Origin of the sequence: Aquabacterium sp. (assembly GCF_036279675.1) — a bacterium.
Classification (GTDB): domain Bacteria; phylum Pseudomonadota; class Gammaproteobacteria; order Burkholderiales; family Burkholderiaceae_C; genus Aquabacterium.
Genome location: NZ_DASUIS010000127.1, coordinates 1 through 15,780, shown reverse-complemented (window position 1 = coordinate 15,780; position 15,780 = coordinate 1). Strand labels below are relative to the sequence as shown.

22 protein-coding genes and 2 tRNA genes are annotated in these 15,780 nt (G+C 59.9%); 23 read left to right on the top strand and 1 reads right to left on the bottom strand.

Annotated features, from left to right (window positions below):
• The first annotated feature begins 50 nt into the window (after positions 1-50).
• The 20 genes from tldD to VFW93_RS14610 all read left to right on the top strand — a co-directional run bounded on the left by tldD (position 51) and on the right by VFW93_RS14610 (position 11,720).
• Positions 51-1,511 (top strand): metalloprotease TldD, encoded by a 1,461-nt coding sequence (gene tldD, locus VFW93_RS14705; protein ID WP_290674117.1) that lies wholly within the window; start codon positions 51-53, stop codon positions 1,509-1,511.
• Positions 1,512-1,829: 318 nt separating this feature from the next.
• Complete coding sequence (rplN, locus tag VFW93_RS14700; protein WP_088286487.1) at positions 1,830-2,198, top strand: 50S ribosomal protein L14; 369 nt, start codon at positions 1,830-1,832, stop codon at positions 2,196-2,198.
• Positions 2,199-2,226: 28 nt separating this feature from the next.
• Entirely contained in the window at positions 2,227-2,544 is a 318-nt protein-coding gene (rplX, locus tag VFW93_RS14695; RefSeq protein ID WP_035036324.1) for a 50S ribosomal protein L24, read from the top strand.
• A gap of 8 nt (positions 2,545-2,552) precedes the next feature.
• Positions 2,553-3,104, top strand: coding sequence for a 50S ribosomal protein L5 (gene rplE, locus VFW93_RS14690; protein WP_290673932.1), 552 nt, complete (start codon positions 2,553-2,555; stop codon positions 3,102-3,104).
• Positions 3,105-3,112: 8 nt separating this feature from the next.
• Positions 3,113-3,418 carry a 30S ribosomal protein S14 gene (gene rpsN, locus VFW93_RS14685; protein ID WP_329694717.1) on the top strand — a complete coding sequence of 102 codons (306 nt, stop codon included), beginning with the start codon at positions 3,113-3,115 and terminating at the stop codon, positions 3,416-3,418.
• Between the two features lie 30 nt (positions 3,419-3,448).
• Positions 3,449-3,844 carry a 30S ribosomal protein S8 gene (gene rpsH, locus VFW93_RS14680; RefSeq protein WP_290644368.1) on the top strand — a complete coding sequence of 132 codons (396 nt, stop codon included), beginning with the start codon at positions 3,449-3,451 and terminating at the stop codon, positions 3,842-3,844.
• Positions 3,845-3,860: 16 nt separating this feature from the next.
• On the top strand, positions 3,861-4,394 hold the full coding sequence (gene rplF / locus VFW93_RS14675) for a 50S ribosomal protein L6 (protein ID WP_329694716.1): 534 nt from the start codon (positions 3,861-3,863) through the stop codon (positions 4,392-4,394).
• Between the two features lie 14 nt (positions 4,395-4,408).
• Complete coding sequence (rplR, locus tag VFW93_RS14670; protein WP_035036312.1) at positions 4,409-4,771, top strand: 50S ribosomal protein L18; 363 nt, start codon at positions 4,409-4,411, stop codon at positions 4,769-4,771.
• A gap of 29 nt (positions 4,772-4,800) precedes the next feature.
• Positions 4,801-5,319, top strand: a complete 519-nt coding sequence (gene rpsE / locus VFW93_RS14665) for a 30S ribosomal protein S5 (protein ID WP_035036311.1) — start codon at positions 4,801-4,803, stop codon at positions 5,317-5,319.
• Between the two features lie 16 nt (positions 5,320-5,335).
• Positions 5,336-5,518 carry a 50S ribosomal protein L30 gene (rpmD, locus tag VFW93_RS14660; RefSeq protein ID WP_035036309.1) on the top strand — a complete coding sequence of 61 codons (183 nt, stop codon included), beginning with the start codon at positions 5,336-5,338 and terminating at the stop codon, positions 5,516-5,518.
• A 24-nt stretch (positions 5,519-5,542) separates the two neighbouring features.
• Complete coding sequence (rplO, locus tag VFW93_RS14655) at positions 5,543-5,977, top strand: 50S ribosomal protein L15 (RefSeq protein WP_329694715.1); 435 nt, start codon at positions 5,543-5,545, stop codon at positions 5,975-5,977.
• A gap of 57 nt (positions 5,978-6,034) precedes the next feature.
• Positions 6,035-7,345 carry a preprotein translocase subunit SecY gene (gene secY / locus VFW93_RS14650; RefSeq protein WP_329694714.1) on the top strand — a complete coding sequence of 437 codons (1,311 nt, stop codon included), beginning with the start codon at positions 6,035-6,037 and terminating at the stop codon, positions 7,343-7,345.
• A gap of 321 nt (positions 7,346-7,666) precedes the next feature.
• Positions 7,667-7,780: a 50S ribosomal protein L36 gene (gene rpmJ / locus VFW93_RS14645; RefSeq protein WP_035036301.1), complete on the top strand. Its 114-nt coding sequence runs from the start codon at positions 7,667-7,669 to the stop codon at positions 7,778-7,780.
• A 41-nt stretch (positions 7,781-7,821) separates the two neighbouring features.
• Complete coding sequence (rpsM, locus tag VFW93_RS14640; RefSeq protein WP_329694713.1) at positions 7,822-8,184, top strand: 30S ribosomal protein S13; 363 nt, start codon at positions 7,822-7,824, stop codon at positions 8,182-8,184.
• A 35-nt stretch (positions 8,185-8,219) separates the two neighbouring features.
• Complete coding sequence (gene rpsK, locus VFW93_RS14635) at positions 8,220-8,624, top strand: 30S ribosomal protein S11 (protein ID WP_035036296.1); 405 nt, start codon at positions 8,220-8,222, stop codon at positions 8,622-8,624.
• Positions 8,625-8,967: 343 nt separating this feature from the next.
• A complete protein-coding gene (gene rpsD, locus VFW93_RS14630) occupies positions 8,968-9,591 on the top strand; it encodes a 30S ribosomal protein S4 (RefSeq protein WP_290673497.1) in 624 nt (207 codons plus the stop codon).
• A 142-nt stretch (positions 9,592-9,733) separates the two neighbouring features.
• Complete coding sequence (locus VFW93_RS14625; protein WP_035036291.1) at positions 9,734-10,720, top strand: DNA-directed RNA polymerase subunit alpha; 987 nt, start codon at positions 9,734-9,736, stop codon at positions 10,718-10,720.
• Positions 10,721-10,923: 203 nt separating this feature from the next.
• On the top strand, positions 10,924-11,304 hold the full coding sequence (gene rplQ, locus VFW93_RS14620; protein WP_329694712.1) for a 50S ribosomal protein L17: 381 nt from the start codon (positions 10,924-10,926) through the stop codon (positions 11,302-11,304).
• A gap of 156 nt (positions 11,305-11,460) precedes the next feature.
• Positions 11,461-11,537, top strand: a tRNA-Met gene (locus VFW93_RS14615).
• 106 nt (positions 11,538-11,643) lie between these two features.
• Positions 11,644-11,720, top strand: a tRNA-Met gene (locus tag VFW93_RS14610).
• A gap of 77 nt (positions 11,721-11,797) precedes the next feature.
• Here the strand turns inward: VFW93_RS14610 and VFW93_RS14605 are convergent.
• Positions 11,798-12,616, bottom strand: coding sequence for an SDR family oxidoreductase (locus VFW93_RS14605; RefSeq protein ID WP_329694711.1), 819 nt, complete (start codon positions 12,614-12,616; stop codon positions 11,798-11,800).
• Between the two features lie 221 nt (positions 12,617-12,837).
• Between VFW93_RS14605 and VFW93_RS14600 the strand changes: the two genes are divergently transcribed.
• The 3 genes from VFW93_RS14600 to VFW93_RS14590 all read left to right on the top strand — a co-directional run.
• Positions 12,838-13,527, top strand: a complete 690-nt coding sequence (locus VFW93_RS14600; protein ID WP_329694710.1) for a TetR/AcrR family transcriptional regulator — start codon at positions 12,838-12,840, stop codon at positions 13,525-13,527.
• A 219-nt stretch (positions 13,528-13,746) separates the two neighbouring features.
• Positions 13,747-14,367 (top strand): hypothetical protein, encoded by a 621-nt coding sequence (locus tag VFW93_RS14595; RefSeq protein WP_329694709.1) that lies wholly within the window; start codon positions 13,747-13,749, stop codon positions 14,365-14,367.
• Positions 14,368-14,449: 82 nt separating this feature from the next.
• Positions 14,450-15,780: alkaline phosphatase (locus VFW93_RS14590; RefSeq protein WP_329694708.1), on the top strand; the 1,331-nt coding region annotated here is incomplete at its 3' end.

The window sequence follows — 15,780 nt, the reverse complement described above, 5'->3', positions numbered from 1 at the left end:
GATATCCCCAGTAGGCACTTGTCCATGCGGGCCGTGCCTACAATGGGGTCATGATCGCTGTCGACGCCACCATCGCCCGCCTCCAGACTGCACGCGAGTTGTTGCTCGCACCGTATGGTCTGGACGAATCCACCCTGCTCAAGGCCCTCAAGGTCATCACCGAACACCGGGTCGATGACGCGGATCTGTACTTCCAGTACACCCGCAGCGAAGGCTGGAGCCTGGAAGAGGGCATCGTCAAATCCGGCAGCTTCGGCATCGACCAGGGCGTGGGCGTGCGCGCCATCTCCGGCGAAAAAACCGCTTTCGCCTACTCCGACGACATCTCTGAAGCAGCCTTGCTGGATGCCGCCCGCACCGTGCGCACCATTGCGGCAGCCGGCCAGAGCCGCCGCGTCAAGGTGGGCGAGCACCGCGTGGCCCCCTCGCGCAGCCTCTACGCCTCGTTTGACCCGATCGCCTCGCTGGACAGTGCCGCCAAGGTGGCCCTGCTGGAAGACGTCGAGCGCCGCGCCCGCGCCAAGGACCCCCGCATCGTGCAGGTCATGGCGGGCCTGGGCTGTGAATACGACGTCGTGATGGTGGCTCGCGCCGACGGCACCCTCGCCGCCGACGTGCGCCCCCTGATCCGCCTGTCCCTGACGGTGATCGCCGAACAGGCCGGTCGCCGTGAGGTGGGTTCCTCCGGTGGTGGCGGTCGCTACGACCTGTCCTACTTCACCCAGGCGGTCACCGATCAATATGTGGACCAGGCCGTGCACGCCGCCCTGATCAACCTGGAAGCCCGCCCCGCGCCCGCCGGCGAGATGACCGTGGTGCTCGGCAATGGCTGGCCCGGCATCCTGCTGCATGAAGCGGTGGGCCATGGCCTGGAAGGTGACTTCAACCGCAAGGGCTCCAGCGTGTTCTCGGGCAGGGTGGGGCAGCGCGTGGCCGCCAAGGGGGTCACCGTGCTGGACGACGGCACCCTGCCGGATCGCCGCGGCTCGCTCAACATCGACGACGAGGGCTACGCCACCCAGCGTACCGTCCTGATTGAAGACGGTATCCTCCAAGGCTATATGCAGGACGCCACCAACGCGCGCCTGATGAAAACCGGCCAGACCGGCAACGGCCGTCGCGAAAGCTATGCCCACCTGCCCATGCCTCGCATGACCAATACCTACATGCTGGCTGGCGACAAGGATCCGCAGGAAATCATCGCCTCCATCGAGCGCGGCCTGTACGCCGCCAATTTCGGTGGTGGCCAGGTGGACATCACCTCCGGCAAGTTCGTGTTCTCCGCCAGCGAGGCCTACTGGGTCGAAAACGGCAAGATCCAGTATCCCGTCAAGGGCGCCACCCTGATCGGCAACGGCCCTGACGCCATGACCCGCGTCAGCATGATTGGCAACGACCTGGCGTTGGACAGCGGTGTGGGCACCTGCGGCAAGGAAGGCCAGAGCGTGCCGGTTGGCGTGGGGCAGCCCACGCTGCGCATCGAAGGCCTGACTGTCGGCGGCACCGCCTGATTTCACTGCTTCCCGTCCCTTGTTTCCGTCCCTTGTTCAATTATTTGCATGCAGTGCTTGACCCGGCTGTCAAAACTCGTGCATAATTCAAGGCTTCGCTGATCAAGCAGCGGACTTTGGCCCAAAGCCTCTTTGCAAACCAGAGAGGGCCCTCGCAGAGATTGCTGGCAAGACTCAAATTGCATGTGATCGAAGCGCTGCGGCAGGGACTCACAAAGTCAGCTGCTTTTTTCAGATCCGCCCGTTCTACGGGCCCAAGACTGACCGTTCGTTGTTGTGCAGTTGTTGTGCAGCCGATCGGGCCAAGTTGGGGTAACCATGATCCAAATGCAATCGCGACTTGACGTCGCTGACAACACTGGTGCTAAGAGCGTCATGTGCATCAAGGTGCTCGGTGGCTCTAAGCGTCGTTACGCCGGTATCGGCGACATCATCAAGGTGAGCATCAAAGAAGCTGCACCCCGTGGCCGCGTCAAGAAGGGCGAGGTCTATAGCGCTGTGGTTGTCCGCACCGCCAAGGGTGTTCGCCGCCAAGACGGCTCTCTGGTGAAGTTCGACGGCAACGCCGCCGTTCTGCTCAACGCCAAGCTGGAGCCTATCGGCACCCGCATCTTCGGCCCGGTGACGCGTGAACTGCGTACCGAGCGCTTCATGAAGATCGTGTCTCTGGCTCCCGAGGTTCTGTAATCTCGGTGCAACGCAAAGGACAGCTCTAATGAACAAGCTCAAGACAGGCGACCAGGTCATCGTTCTGACCGGTCGTGACAAAGGCAAGCGTGGCACCGTGTCCGCTCGCGTCGATGACTCCCATCTGCTGGTTGATGGCGTGAACGTTGCCAAGAAGCACGTCAAGCCCAACCCCATGAAGGGCACCACCGGCGGCATCGTTGACAAGACCATGCCCATCCACCAGTCCAACGTGGCAATTTTCAACCCTGCTTCTGGCAAGGCTGACCGCGTCGGTATCAAGCTCCTGGCTGACGGCAAGAAAGTGCGCGTCTTCAAGTCCAGCGGCGAAGAAATCAAGGCTTGAGGTCAAACATGGCTCAACAACAAGCTCGCCTGCAGCAGATCTACCGCGAAAAGATCGTGCCCGAATTGATGGCCAAGTTTGGCTACAAGTCGATCATGGAAGTGCCGCGTCTGACGAAGATCACCCTGAACATGGGTGTCTCCGAAGCCGTGTCGGACAAGAAGGTCATGGAACACGCCGTGAGCGACCTGACCAAGATCGCTGGCCAAAAGCCTGTGATCACGATGTCCAAGAAGGCTATCGCCGGTTTCAAGATCCGCGAAAACATGCCTATCGGCACGATGGTCACCCTGCGCGGTGTCACCATGTTCGAATTCCTGGACCGCTTCGTCACCATCTCGCTGCCACGCGTTCGTGACTTCCGCGGTATCTCTGGTCGTTCTTTTGACGGTCGCGGCAACTACAACGTCGGCGTCAAGGAACAGATCATTTTCCCGGAAATCGAGTACGACAAGATCGACGCCATCCGTGGTCTGAACATCAGCATCACGACGACGGCCAAGACCGACGACGAGGCCAAGGCTCTCCTGGCTGCTTTCAAGTTCCCGTTCAAGAACTGAGGTACATCGTGGCAAAAGTCTCTCTGAAGCAACGCGAAGAAAAGCGCGAAAAGCTGGTTGCCAAGTACGCCAAGAAATTCGCCGAACTGAAGGCCGTCATCAATGACAGCAAGAAGTCCGACGAAGAGCGCTACGCCGCTCGTCTTGAACTGCAAAAGCTGCCCCGTAACGCCAACCCCACCCGTCTGCGCGCACGCTGCAGCCTGACCGGTCGCCCACGTGGCACCTTCCGTCAGTTCGGCCTGGGCCGTACGAAGATCCGTGAATTGGCATTCGCAGGCGACATCCCCGGTGTCACCAAGGCGAGCTGGTAATCCCAGCAGGGCACGAACAGGAGTTATCCCATGAGCATGAGTGATCCCATCGCCGACATGCTGACACGCATTCGCAACGCACAAATGGTCGCCAAGACCAGCGTCGCACTGCCGTCGTCCAAGCTGAAAGTCGCGATTGCCCAGGTCCTGAAGGACGAAGGCTACATTGACGGTTTCGCCGTCACCGGTGAGGCTGCAAAGCCCACGCTGGAAATCTCGCTGAAATACTACGCAGGTCGCCCGGTCATCGAGCGCATCGAGCGTGTGTCTCGTCCTGGTCTGCGCATCTACAAGGGCCGTCACGACATCCCTCAGGTCCAAAACGGCCTGGGCGTTGCCATCGTGACCACCCCCAAGGGTGTGATGACCGATCGTAAGGCTCGCGCCGCCGGTATCGGTGGCGAAGTGATCGCCTACGTCGCCTAATCGAGGAGCAATCGCAATGTCCCGCGTTGGAAAAATGCCGATCGCCGTCCCTCAAGGTGTGGACGTGAAGATCACCCCCGAAGCCGTGACCGTCAAGGGTGCCCTGGGCACCTTGAGCCTGCCACAGAACGCCCTGGTGACCGTTTCGAACGAAGCCGGCGTCCTGAAGGTTGCTCCAGTCAACGAATCCGCAGAAGCCAATGCCATGTCCGGCACCTTCCGCGCTCTGCTGAACAACACCGTCAACGGTGTCAGCAAGGGCTTCGAGAAGAAGCTGACTCTGGTTGGCGTGGGCTTCCGTGCCCAGGCCCAAGGTCAGAAGCTGAACCTGCAGATCGGTTTCTCTCACCCCGTCGTGAAGGACATGCCCGCAGGCATCAAGGTTGAGACCCCGTCTCAAACCGAAATCCTGATCAAGGGTATGGACCGTCAAGTAGTCGGACAGATCGCCGCTGAAGTGCGCGCCTTCCGTTCGCCCGAGCCTTACAAGGGCAAGGGGATCCGCTACGCCGACGAGCGCGTGGTCTTGAAAGAGACCAAGAAGAAGTAAGGAGCTGATTCATCATGGCAACAAGCAAGAAGGAACAGCGCCTGCGTCGCGCACGTCAAACACGTGCTCGCATCGCTCTTCAAGGCGCCGTGCGTCTGACGGTTTTCCGTACAAACCTGCACATCTACGCCAGCGTGATTTCTGGCGAAGGCGACAAAGTCCTGGCTACCGCCTCGACCGCCGAGAAGGAAGTGCGCGACCAGCTGCAAAAGGCTGGTGGCAACGTGGCAGCCGCCGCGCTGATTGGCAAGCGTATTGCCGAGAAGGCCAAGGCAGCTGGTGTCGAGAAGGTCGCTTTCGACCGCGCTGGTTATCAGTACCACGGCCGTATCAAGGCTCTGGCTGACGCCGCGCGTGAAGCCGGTCTTCAGTTCTAAGCCACGTCTGCATCCGGAAGGAATTTCAAATGGCTAAGTTTCAACCCAAGGTAGCAGACGAAGGTCGTGACGACGGTCTGCGCGAGAAGATGATCCAGGTGAACCGCGTGACCAAAGTGGTCAAGGGCGGTCGGATCATGGGCTTCGCAGCTCTGACCGTTGTTGGCGATGGCGATGGCCGCGTTGGCATGGGCAAGGGCAAGGCGCGTGAAGTGCCCCTGGCCGTTCAAAAGGCCATGGACCAGGCTCGTCGCAACATGGTCAAGGTGCCTCTGAAGAACGGTTCCGTTCACCACAACCTGGTGGGCGAGCACGGTGCAGCCAAGGTGCTGCTGGCTCCGGCTCCTGCCGGTACCGGCATCATCGCTGGTGGTCCGATGCGCGCTGTGTTCGAAGTTCTGGGCATCACCGACGTGGTCGCCAAGAGCCTCGGTTCCAGCAACCCTTACAACATGGTTCGCGCCACGTTCGATGCCTTGAACAAGGCAACGACCCCGGCCGAAGTCGCTGCCAAGCGCGGTCTGACTGTTGAAGAGATCTTCAACTGATCGTCGGAGAGCTGACATGAGCGAAAAGAAAACTGTTACCGTCAAGCTGGTTCGCAGCCCCATCGGCACCCGTGCCGACCACCGTGCCACTGTGGCCGGTCTGGGCCTGCGCCGCCTGAACGGCACCCGCGTCCTGGAAGACACGCCCGCTGTGCGCGGCATGATCAACAAGGTCCGCTACATGGTCGTGGTGGTCTAAACCACCACAGCTTTGGGGAATACCATGCAACTCAATACCATCAAGCCTTCCGAAGGCGCCAAGCATGCCAAGCGCCGTGTCGGCCGCGGCATCGGCTCCGGTCTGGGCAAGACCGCTGGTCGCGGTCACAAGGGTCAGAAGTCGCGTTCGGGCGGCTACCACAAGGTCGGCTTCGAAGGCGGTCAAATGCCTCTGCAACGCCGTCTGCCCAAGCGCGGTTTCAAGTCGCACCTGCTGAAGTACAACGCTGAGATCACTCTGAGCGAACTGCAAGCACTGGGCGCCTCCGAAGTCGACGTGCTGGCTCTGAAGGCCGCCGGTCTGATTCCTCAGATCGCCAAGGTCGTCAAGGTGATCAAGTCGGGTGAACTGACTGCCAAGGTTGTGCTCAAGGGTATCGGCGCTACTGCCGGCGCCAAGGCCGCAATCGAAGCAGCTGGTGGCTCGCTGGCTGAATAAGCCAGATACAAGACCTGAAGCTCGGTAAGAACGTCAGAACCTGGAACGGACTCAAGCGTGGCAACTTCTCCCACTCAACTGGCTCAAAGCGGCAAGTTCGGCGACCTTCAACGTCGTCTGACTTTCCTGCTGCTGGCGCTGGTCGTCTACCGCATTGGCGCTCACGTGCCCGTGCCTGGTATCGACCCGTCACAGCTGCAGCAGTTGTTCAAGGGGCAGCAGGGCGGCATCCTGAGTCTGTTCAACATGTTCTCGGGCGGTGCGCTGTCGCGCTTCACCGTGTTCGCGCTGGGCATCATGCCTTACATCTCGTCGTCCATCATCATGCAGATGATGGGTTACGTGATCCCTCATCTTGAGCAGCTCAAGAAAGAGGGTGAGGCAGGTCGTCGCAAGACGACGCAATACACTCGCTACGCGACTGTCGGTCTGGCCATTTTCCAGTCCTTCGGTATCGCAGTGGCCCTGGAAGGCACAGCCGGTCTGGTGATCAGCCCTGGCTTTGGTTTCCGCATGACCACCGTGATCAGCCTGACTGCCGGCACGATGTTCCTGATGTGGCTGGGTGAGCAGATCACGGAGCGTGGTCTGGGTAACGGCATCTCGATTCTGATTTTCGGCGGTATCGCTGCAGGTCTGCCCGCTGCCATGGGTGGTCTGTTCGAGCTGATCCGCACCGGTGCCATGAGCATCCCGGCAGCCATCTTCATCGTGGCGCTGGTGGTTCTGGTGACCTATTTCGTGGTGTTCGTCGAACGTGGCCAGCGCAAGATCCTGGTCAACTACGCCAAACGCCAGGTTGGCAACCGTGTGTACGGTGGTCAATCTTCGCACCTGCCCCTGAAGATCAACATGGCTGGTGTGATCCCCCCGATTTTCGCGTCGTCGATCATCTTGCTGCCGACGACCGCTGTGGGTTGGTTCGCCACAGGTGACAGCATGCGCTGGCTGAAAGACATTGCCAGCATGCTGTCCCCCGGTCAGCCGATCTATGTGCTTCTGTATTCTGTGGCCATCGTCTTCTTCTGCTTCTTCTACACGGCACTGGTGTTCAACAGCCGTGAGACCGCAGACAACCTGAAGAAGAGCGGTGCATTCATTCCTGGTATCCGCCCCGGTGACCAGACTGCGCGTTACATCGACAAGATCCTCGCACGTCTGACCCTGGCTGGTGCTGTCTACATTACGGCCGTGTGCCTGCTGCCCGAGTTCCTCGTGCTCAAGTACAACGTTCCTTTCTATTTTGGTGGGACTTCGCTGCTGATCATCGTGGTTGTCACGATGGATTTCTGGGCACAAGTGCAGTCCTACGTCATGTCTCAGCAGTATGACTCTCTGCTGAAGAAGGCGAATTTCAAAGCAAGCTGAAGTGGGCCGGCTGAACGGCACACCACCTGGAAGTCACAAGCGGAACATCGCTTGACGGCAGGTTGAGATCGATGTCGGTCTCCCGGAGTCGGACTACCAGGCGAAGCAGTAAACGGGCATGTGGTGTCGATCACATCTCAGGCAGAGCGTCTGCGCTACAATGCGCACCCTGCCTTGATGACAAGTGGCATAGACACTCACTCGCCCAGTACGGTTTGAGTCGTGCTCGCATCGTGTTCCGGGCGAAGTGAGCTTGAAGTTTTGGTGACCCCGGAAACGTGGGCGAATTTCCGTTGCAAGTCAACGGTTCAGGAGAAGACCATGAAAGTCTCGGCATCCGTCAAGAAGATGTGCCGTAATTGCAAAATCATCCGCCGCAAGGGCGTGGTTCGCGTGATCTGCACCGATCCCCGTCACAAGCAGCGTCAAGGCTGATCGCCTGACCCGGCGACGACACACGCGTTCAGAGGACAGTTATGGCACGTATTGCTGGCATCAACATTCCGCCGCACAAGCATACCGAAATCGGTCTGACTTCGATCTACGGCATTGGTCGCACAACCGCGCAGAAAATCTGCACGGCTGCAGGCATTCCCTTCGACAAGAAGATCAAGGAATTGACTGATAGCGACCTGGAAAAAATTCGGGAAGAAGTGGGTAGGCTCACCATTGAAGGTGACCTGCGTCGCGAGCTCTCGATGAACATCAAGCGACTGATGGATCTGGGCTGCTACCGCGGCTTCCGTCACCGTCGCGGCCTGCCTATGCGCGGCCAACGCACTCGCACGAATGCACGTACTCGCAAGGGTCCGCGCAAGGCGATCGCTGGTAAGAAGTGATCTGGGCTAATTGCTGAGTTCAAGAGAAAGACATCATGGCTAAAGCACCTGCGAACAGCGCTGCCCGTCGTGTGAGCAAGAAGGTCCGCAAGAATATTGCGGACGGCATCGCCCACGTGCACGCCTCGTTCAACAACACCATCATCACCATCACCGACCGTCAGGGCAATGCACTGTCCTGGGCTTCGTCGGGTGGTCAAGGTTTCAAGGGCTCCCGCAAGTCCACCCCCTTCGCAGCCCAGGTGGCCGCTGAAGTGGCTGGCCGCGCTGCTCAAGAACAAGGCATCAAGAACCTGGACGTCGAGATCAAGGGCCCCGGTCCTGGTCGTGAATCGTCGGTGCGCGCTCTGGCTTCGCTGGGCATCCGCATCAACTCGATCTCCGACGTGACGCCCGTTCCTCACAACGGTTGCCGTCCTCAGAAGCGTCGCCGCATCTGATGCAGTCAGACTGACTGGTCAGGTTTGATGCCTGATCAGATCAAGACCTCGCATGCTCTGGAAACAGCGCGCGCGGGGTTTGCGCGTTGTGCAAACTTGACAAAGCTGTATGGCAGTGATGTACAAGTGCACGCGCAACTTGCTATAATCGCAAGTTCCCTGTGGTAGAGGGCGGATTTGGTGTGACTTTTTGCCGCGTCTTTGACGTTTGGCGGAGTTTGTCACCCATCGGCTGACTACCTGATTTGAAGCCCACCGTCTGCGCGATTGTGATTCGCCAGACTCGCGTCGGTCAACCGTATTAGAGGCGGCCCCGGCGTCAGACATTACAAGGACACGAAAAGTGGCACGTTACCTCGGACCCAAGGCCAAACTGGCCCGCCGCGAAGGCACCGACCTGTTCCTGAAGAGCGCACGCCGCCCTATCAGCGACAAGGCTAAATTCGACACCAAGCCCGGTCAACACGGCCGTACTTCCGGTTCGCGTACCTCCGACTTCGGCCTGCAACTGCGCGAAAAGCAGAAGGTCAAGCGCATGTACGGCGTGCTGGAAAAGCAATTCCGCCGCTACTTCGCTGAAGCCGAGCGCCGCAAGGGTAACACCGGCTCGAACCTGCTGGTTCTGCTGGAGTCCCGTCTGGACAACGTCGTGTACCGCATGGGCTTTGCCTCTACCCGCGCCGAAGCTCGCCAGTTGGTGGGCCACAAGGGCGTGGTTGTGAATGGTCAAGTTGTGAACATCCCTTCGTTCCTGGTCAAGACCGGTGACGTGGTGGCTGTGCGTGAAAAGGCCAAGAAGCAAGTTCGCGTGCAAGAAGCTTTCAAGCTGGCCGATTCCATCGGCCTGCCCGGTTGGGTTTCTGTTGACGGCACCAAGCTGGAAGGTGTCTTCAAGAAGAGCCCGGACCGCGATGAGTTCGGCTCCGACATCAACGAATCGCTGATCGTCGAACTGTATTCTCGTTAATGCACGCAGTGGCTGCGCTTCACGGCTTGTTGGTCGTGTCGCGTGGCCTTGTGCATTTGTATTTCAGGGCCGGAGCAACCGCTCCGGTTGGTCCAGCAGCCTTATCGGTGTAACGAGCCGAGGGTATTGACAGGAAGACCTCATGCAAACGAATTTGCTGAAACCAAAAGCCATCCAGGTGGAACCGCTCGGCGGTCACCGCGCCAAGGTCACGCTCGAACCGTTCGAGCGCGGCTATGGCCACACCCTCGGCAACGCGCTGCGTCGCGTGCTGTTGTCGTCGATGGTCGGTTTCGCACCTACTGAAGTCACCATCGCTGGCGTGCTCCACGAGTACTCTGCCATTGACGGCGTGCAGGAAGACGTGGTTCACATCATGTTGAACCTCAAGGGCGTGGTGTTCCGTCTGCACAACCGTGACGAAGTCACGCTGGTGCTGCGCAAGGACGGCGAAGGTCCTGTGACCGCCGCTGACATCCAGACGCCTCACGACGTTGAAATCGTCAACCCTGGCCACGTGATCGCCCATCTGTCGCAAGGCGGCAAGCTGGACATGCAGATCAAGGTCGAAAAGGGCCGTGGTTATGTGCCGGGCAACATCCGTCGCTATGGCGAAGAGTCGAGCAAGGCCATCGGCCGCATCGTGCTGGACGCTTCGTTCTCGCCGGTTCGCCGCGTGAGCTACACGGTCGAAAGCGCCCGTGTGGAACAGCGTACCGACCTGGACAAGCTGGTCATGGAAATCGAAACCAACGGCGCCATTTCGCCTGAGGAAGCGATCCGTGCTTCGGCCAAGATCCTGGTGGAACAGCTGGCTGTGTTCGCTCAGCTGGAAGGCTCCGAGATCGCCGCGTTCGACGCGCCTGCCAAGTCGGCTCAGAACTTCGATCCGATCCTGCTGCGTCCTGTGGACGAGCTGGAACTGACCGTGCGTTCCGCCAACTGCCTGAAGGCCGAAAACATCTACTACATCGGTGACCTGATCCAGCGTACCGAGACCGAGCTGCTCAAGACCCCCAACCTGGGTCGCAAGTCGCTCAACGAAATCAAGGAAGTCCTGGCTTCCCGTGGTCTGGCTCTGGGTTCGCGCCTGGAAGCCTGGCCTCCCCAAGGCCTGGACAAAAGGTAACACCCCCTGCCGCCTTCGGCGGCCCCCTCAAGGGGGCGCAGCCAGCAGCCCAGCAAAGCTGGATCTGCGGCTGCCGCTGGATCAGGTGGTGGCGTTAGCAAGAGAAGTTTTGTATTTTGAAGGTGGATGGCTCGGTGAGTCATCCGGTGCACCCGGCGGTACCTTAATCCGGCCGTCGGTTTTATAAAGAAAGGACTAGCACCATGCGTCACGGAAATGGACTCCGTAAACTGAACCGCACTTCGTCGCACCGTCTGGCGATGCTGCGCAACATGGCCAACTCGTTGATCGAGCACGAAGCCATCAAGACCACCGTGCCCAAGGCCAAGGAACTGCGTCGCGTCGTCGAGCCGCTGATCACCCTGGCCAAGGAACCCACGCTGGCCAACAAGCGTCTGGCTTTCGACCGTCTGCGTAACCGCGACAACGTGGTCAAGCTGTTCAACGTGCTGGGCCCTCGCTTTGCCAAGCGTCCAGGCGGCTACACCCGCATCCTGAAGATGGGCTTCCGCGTGGGCGACAACGCTCCGATGGCCTACATGGAACTGGTTGAGCGCACTGAAGAAGTGGCCGCTGCTGAATAAGCTGGCGCCGCCTCTCAAGGCTTGATGAGACCCGCAACGCGCAAGCGCTGCGGGTTTTGTCTTTTTGGCTTGACATGTCTGGGCTGGGCGCCAGAGATTTGTTTTGTATGAGTTGTAGCCAAATCTTCAAAGTCGTGCCATAATAGCTTTCTCTGTCGCGGGGTGGAGCAGTCTGGTAGCTCGTTGGGCTCATAACCCAAAGGTCGTTGGTTCAAATCCGGCCCCCGCAACCAAGTTCATGACGAATGAGCCTGTCGAGTAGATGGGCTTTTTTGTTCCAGAATCTTTCCGGTGAGGTCCTTCAGAAAGGCCTCAAACAAGCCGGCATACCGCATCAGTCGCGGGGTGGAGCAGTCTGGTAGCTCGTCGGGCTCATAACCCGAAGGTCGTTGGTTCAAATCCGGCCCCCGCAACCAAGCAAAGAAAAAGGCCCTCTTCGTGAGGGCCTTTTTTTATCCTGCCTCGCCTCGATGAGTGTTGAGTCCAGAAGGGTTCAGCGCATCCACTTGTAGGCCGCCTTGTCGAGTGTCGGCCGGATTTCGCGCCAGACAATCGCAGTCAGCCATTTGTGGGGCAACAGATTCGACCCTACCCATGTCTTGAAGGCATCCTGCCCGCAGATGATCTTGGCCTGGCCCTTGCGGATGCCTTCAACAACACGCTTGGCCACGTCCTCAGGTGGGGTGGTCAGGTAGCGTTGCGCAAAGGCCTGGCTGTGTGGCTTGCGTGCGATGTTGGTGGCGACGCCCCCCGGATGCACGAGGTGAACGGAGATCGGGCTGTCGTGCAGCTCCACCATCAGGGCTTCCGTGAAGCCACGCACGGCGAATTTGCTGGCGCAATAGTCCGACTGACTGGGCGAGCCGATCAGCCCCATGATGCTGGAGACATTGACGATGGCGCCCTCGTTGCGCGCCTGCAGTTGCGGCAGGAAGGCGAGGGTGCCGTTGACTACGCCAAAGAAGTTGACGCGCATGATGCGTTCGTAATCGGCGGGCGTGGTGTGCCACGCGGGCAGTGCCGACCCCTCGATACCTGCGTTGTTGATGACAACATGGGCCCCGCCGAACCGTTCCTTCACCGCCTGCGCGAATTCGTCCATGGCCATGCGGTTGCCCACGTCGAATGCCTGGGGCAGCACCTCGGTGTGGCCTTGAGCGTTCAGGATCCTGACCGTGGCCTCCAGGGAGATGGGGTCGAAGTCGTTGAGTGCGAGTTTCGCGCCGAGCGCGGCGAAGGTCATGGCGTAGGCTCTGCCCATACCGGAGCCTGCCCCCGTGATCACGACGACTTTATGGTGGAAGTCTTTCATCTTGAATGGCTCCTGAGTGGGCGCTTCGGTCGATGTCTATCGAAAAAAATGACGATGAGTGTCGTCATTATGCATAAGTGAAGACGTGCGTCATCAAAAATGATGAGGCAGCGACCCCGGAATGAGGGGGGGGGCCCAATGGTTATGCATGCACTTTCAAAAGATACCGATGCACTCTCGTCAGCGCATGTGAAAATGGCTTGCATGAGGTATGAAGAGCCATGTCGTCAAAAGTAACGAGAAAAGCCGCAGGTCGACGTGGTGCGGCACTGCGTTCCTATGCCGGGGTGGGCATGTCCGAGCGCAAGGCCTTGAGGCGCGCGCGCTTTCTCGATGCGGGGCTGGAGGTGTTTGGCACCTCTGGCTATCGCAGTGCGACCGTGCGCATGCTGTGCAAGCAGGCCGAACTCACGGACCGCTACTTCTACGAGTCATTCGAGTCCATGGAGGACTTGCTTATCGGCGTCTACCAGCGTGAGTTCGAGCGGCTCAACCAGGCCCTGTTGCCGGTGCTCAGCGATGCCATTCGCAATGAGGACCCCATGGCCGGCGTGCGCGCTGGTCTGGAGGTCATGTTCTCGATGGTTGAAGACGATCGGGTGGCCAGGGTGTGCTGGCTGGAGATCCTGGGCGTCAGCGATCGCGTCGATGAGGTCTTCAGCAATTGCGTGGATCAGTTTGCCACCCTGTTGTTGCTGGCGGCCCGCGTGAATCTCCCCAACTGGCGTCCTGACCCCATGCTGGCCCATCTGTTGGGCGTGGCATTGATCGGCACCATCAGTCAGATCGTGACGCAGACCTTGCTCAAGGGGTATGCGTGCAGCAAGGCCGTCAAGATAGACGCAGCAGCGCTGGTGTTTGAGGGCACCTTGTCCTTGATTCGGCGGCAGACGCAGACCGCCGCTCGATAAGTGGTCTGTCGCTTCCTGGCCCGCAGCATGGCGCAGGTTCGCGTCTCTTTACAGCGTTGATTTCCTCAATTCCATGTCTTGAGGACAATTTGATGTGTGTGGCAGCGGGCCGGTGATCTGGCTGTCACAGCAGGGTCATACCAATCATGGATCGTGAGAGTGCGGCTTGACAGGCTGGATGCGCTGTCTGCCTGTAGCAGTCCACTTGAATCGATCGACATGAAATCTCTCTTGCCAACTGCGGCGCTGTGCGCCCTGGTACTGACCACCTTCGGCCACCAGCCTGACGCGCAGGCTGCGCTGGCGAACATCGCACTGCCACCAGCTGCGGTGGCGGTGCATGGCCCACTGGCGCCACCACCCGCGCAGGTCGAGCACCTGAAGTTCCAGGACATGTTCAAGACCCCCGTCGGCCCCAAGGGATTGGAGCCCTCCGCGCGACTGTTGTCGCTGCATGGTCGCAAGGTCCGCATGGTGGGCTACATGGCCACGCAGGAAGAGTCCAAGGCCGGCATGTTGATCCTCGCGCCCATGCCCGTGAATCTGGGTGATGAGGACGAAAGCCTGTCGGACGATCTGCCGGGCAACGCCGTGTTCGTGCACCTCGCACGCCCCTATGCCGAGCGGCTCGTTCCCAATCTGCAGGGCCTGTTGCAGGTCACGGGCACCTTGTCTGTTGGTGCTTTTGAAGAGGCCGACGGCCATGTCTCTTCAGTTCGCCTTGAACTCGACGACGCGACGTCGCGCCTGCTGACCACGCAGGCCACACCCGCCAGGCAACGCGACAAGCGTCAGCGTGCAACGACTCAGCGCGAGCGCGTGGCGACCGCGACACCTTGATGCGCTTGTGCCATCGCACACGCCACACACCTGTTATTCCCATCCTGTTTCAACCGGCCAACCCGCCATCTAGGAGTACCCGATGTCTCGTTCCGTCTTTCAACGCCGCGTCCTGAGCGTGGCCCTGTCTGCTGCCTTGTCGGCGCTGGCAGTTCAGGCGCATGCTGCCTCCATCTCTCGCCTGACACCCCCCAGCAATCCGCTGCTGGCCACAGCCACAACGCTGTCGCGCTTCCTGCAAGGGCAAAAGTTCGACCTGCAAGCCACCGTCCGCCCCGATGCAGGCCAGAACGTGGTCAGCTTCCAGTTCACGGTTGATGGTGCAGTTGTTACGCCTGCGGCTGGTGCCACGAGCATCATCAAGGAAACCCAGAACGCCACGTGCGTGAGTACGGCCACAGGCCTGACCACCGGCGCCGCTACATGCAAGCTGGTTGCCGGCCTGCCAGGCAACACCGCTGTCGTCTCTGTGCGTGGCTACAGCCACAACACGGCCGGCGTACATACCCTGGGCGTGACCGCTGTCACCGACACGGGTGCATCGATCAGCAAGACCGACGGCAACTTCGAGGTCGTGGGCCTGACCCTGAACAACGGTCGTCCTGCCAAGAACATCGTGATCATGCTGGGTGACGGCATGGGCGCCGCGCACCGCACCGCTGCGCGCATCATGGCCAAGGGCTATCTGCAAGGCAAGGCTCAGAACCGCCTGGCGATGGACACCTTCCCCTACACCGGCATGGTGATGACCGCGTCGTTGAACTCGATCGTGACCGACTCTGCCCCCGGCATGGCCAACTACGTGACCGGCAACAAGGCGCAGAACAACCAGGAAGGCGTGTTCCCTGACGATACGGTGGACGCCTTTGACAACCCTCGTCAGGAATACCTGTCGGAGTTCCTGCATCGCACCAAGGGTACCAGCCTGGGTGTGGTGACCACCGCCGACGTGTTCGATGCCACGCCTGCTGCCAATGCGGTGCACACCTCGAACCGCGGCAATGGCACCGGCATCGTGGACCAGTTCCTCGACGATGCCAACCTGACCGGTCTGAAGGTCCTGATGGGTGGCGGTCGCAAGTGGTTCATCCCCAGCAACGCGACGCAGTCGGCCGGCAAGGATGCCGTCGCCCGTACGTTTGACGTGCAGCCCTCCGGCCTGGGTTCGAGTGCCAATGGTTCGGCACGCAAGGCTTCCTCGGACTACGTGCTGCCGTCTGACATCGTGGCCGGTTGGAATGCTGCCCCAGGCGCCATCGACACGACACGCGATCTGATCGCTGGTTTCCAGTCTGCTGGCTTTACCTACGCGCCGGACAACACAGCCTTGCAAGGTGCGGGTACGCCTGACAAGCTGCTGGGCCTGTTCTCGCTGTCGAACATGAATGTGGCGCTGGACAAGATCAATGGACG

Excerpts from the sequence above, each read along its gene's own strand:
- VFW93_RS14600 (WP_329694710.1), top strand. The coding sequence starts at position 12,838 with ATGTCGTCAAAAGTAACGAGAAAAGCCGCAGGTCGACGTGGTGCGGCA.
- rplF (WP_329694716.1), top strand. The coding sequence starts at position 3,861 with ATGTCCCGCGTTGGAAAAATGCCGATCGCCGTCCCTCAAGGTGTGGAC.
- rpsK (WP_035036296.1), top strand. The coding sequence starts at position 8,220 with ATGGCTAAAGCACCTGCGAACAGCGCTGCCCGTCGTGTGAGCAAGAAG.
- rplX (WP_035036324.1), top strand. The coding sequence starts at position 2,227 with ATGAACAAGCTCAAGACAGGCGACCAGGTCATCGTTCTGACCGGTCGT.
- rplO (WP_329694715.1), top strand. The coding sequence starts at position 5,543 with ATGCAACTCAATACCATCAAGCCTTCCGAAGGCGCCAAGCATGCCAAG.
- tldD (WP_290674117.1), top strand. The coding sequence starts at position 51 with ATGATCGCTGTCGACGCCACCATCGCCCGCCTCCAGACTGCACGCGAG.
- rplN (WP_088286487.1), top strand. The coding sequence starts at position 1,830 with ATGATCCAAATGCAATCGCGACTTGACGTCGCTGACAACACTGGTGCT.
- VFW93_RS14605 (WP_329694711.1), bottom strand. The coding sequence starts at position 12,616 with ATGAAAGACTTCCACCATAAAGTCGTCGTGATCACGGGGGCAGGCTCC.
- VFW93_RS14595 (WP_329694709.1), top strand. The coding sequence starts at position 13,747 with ATGAAATCTCTCTTGCCAACTGCGGCGCTGTGCGCCCTGGTACTGACC.
- rpsM (WP_329694713.1), top strand. The coding sequence starts at position 7,822 with ATGGCACGTATTGCTGGCATCAACATTCCGCCGCACAAGCATACCGAA.
- rplE (WP_290673932.1), top strand. The coding sequence starts at position 2,553 with ATGGCTCAACAACAAGCTCGCCTGCAGCAGATCTACCGCGAAAAGATC.
- VFW93_RS14625 (WP_035036291.1), top strand. The coding sequence starts at position 9,734 with ATGCAAACGAATTTGCTGAAACCAAAAGCCATCCAGGTGGAACCGCTC.
- rpmJ (WP_035036301.1), top strand. The coding sequence starts at position 7,667 with ATGAAAGTCTCGGCATCCGTCAAGAAGATGTGCCGTAATTGCAAAATC.
- rpsE (WP_035036311.1), top strand. The coding sequence starts at position 4,801 with ATGGCTAAGTTTCAACCCAAGGTAGCAGACGAAGGTCGTGACGACGGT.
- rpsH (WP_290644368.1), top strand. The coding sequence starts at position 3,449 with ATGAGCATGAGTGATCCCATCGCCGACATGCTGACACGCATTCGCAAC.
- rpmD (WP_035036309.1), top strand. The coding sequence starts at position 5,336 with ATGAGCGAAAAGAAAACTGTTACCGTCAAGCTGGTTCGCAGCCCCATC.
- rplQ (WP_329694712.1), top strand. The coding sequence starts at position 10,924 with ATGCGTCACGGAAATGGACTCCGTAAACTGAACCGCACTTCGTCGCAC.
- rplR (WP_035036312.1), top strand. The coding sequence starts at position 4,409 with ATGGCAACAAGCAAGAAGGAACAGCGCCTGCGTCGCGCACGTCAAACA.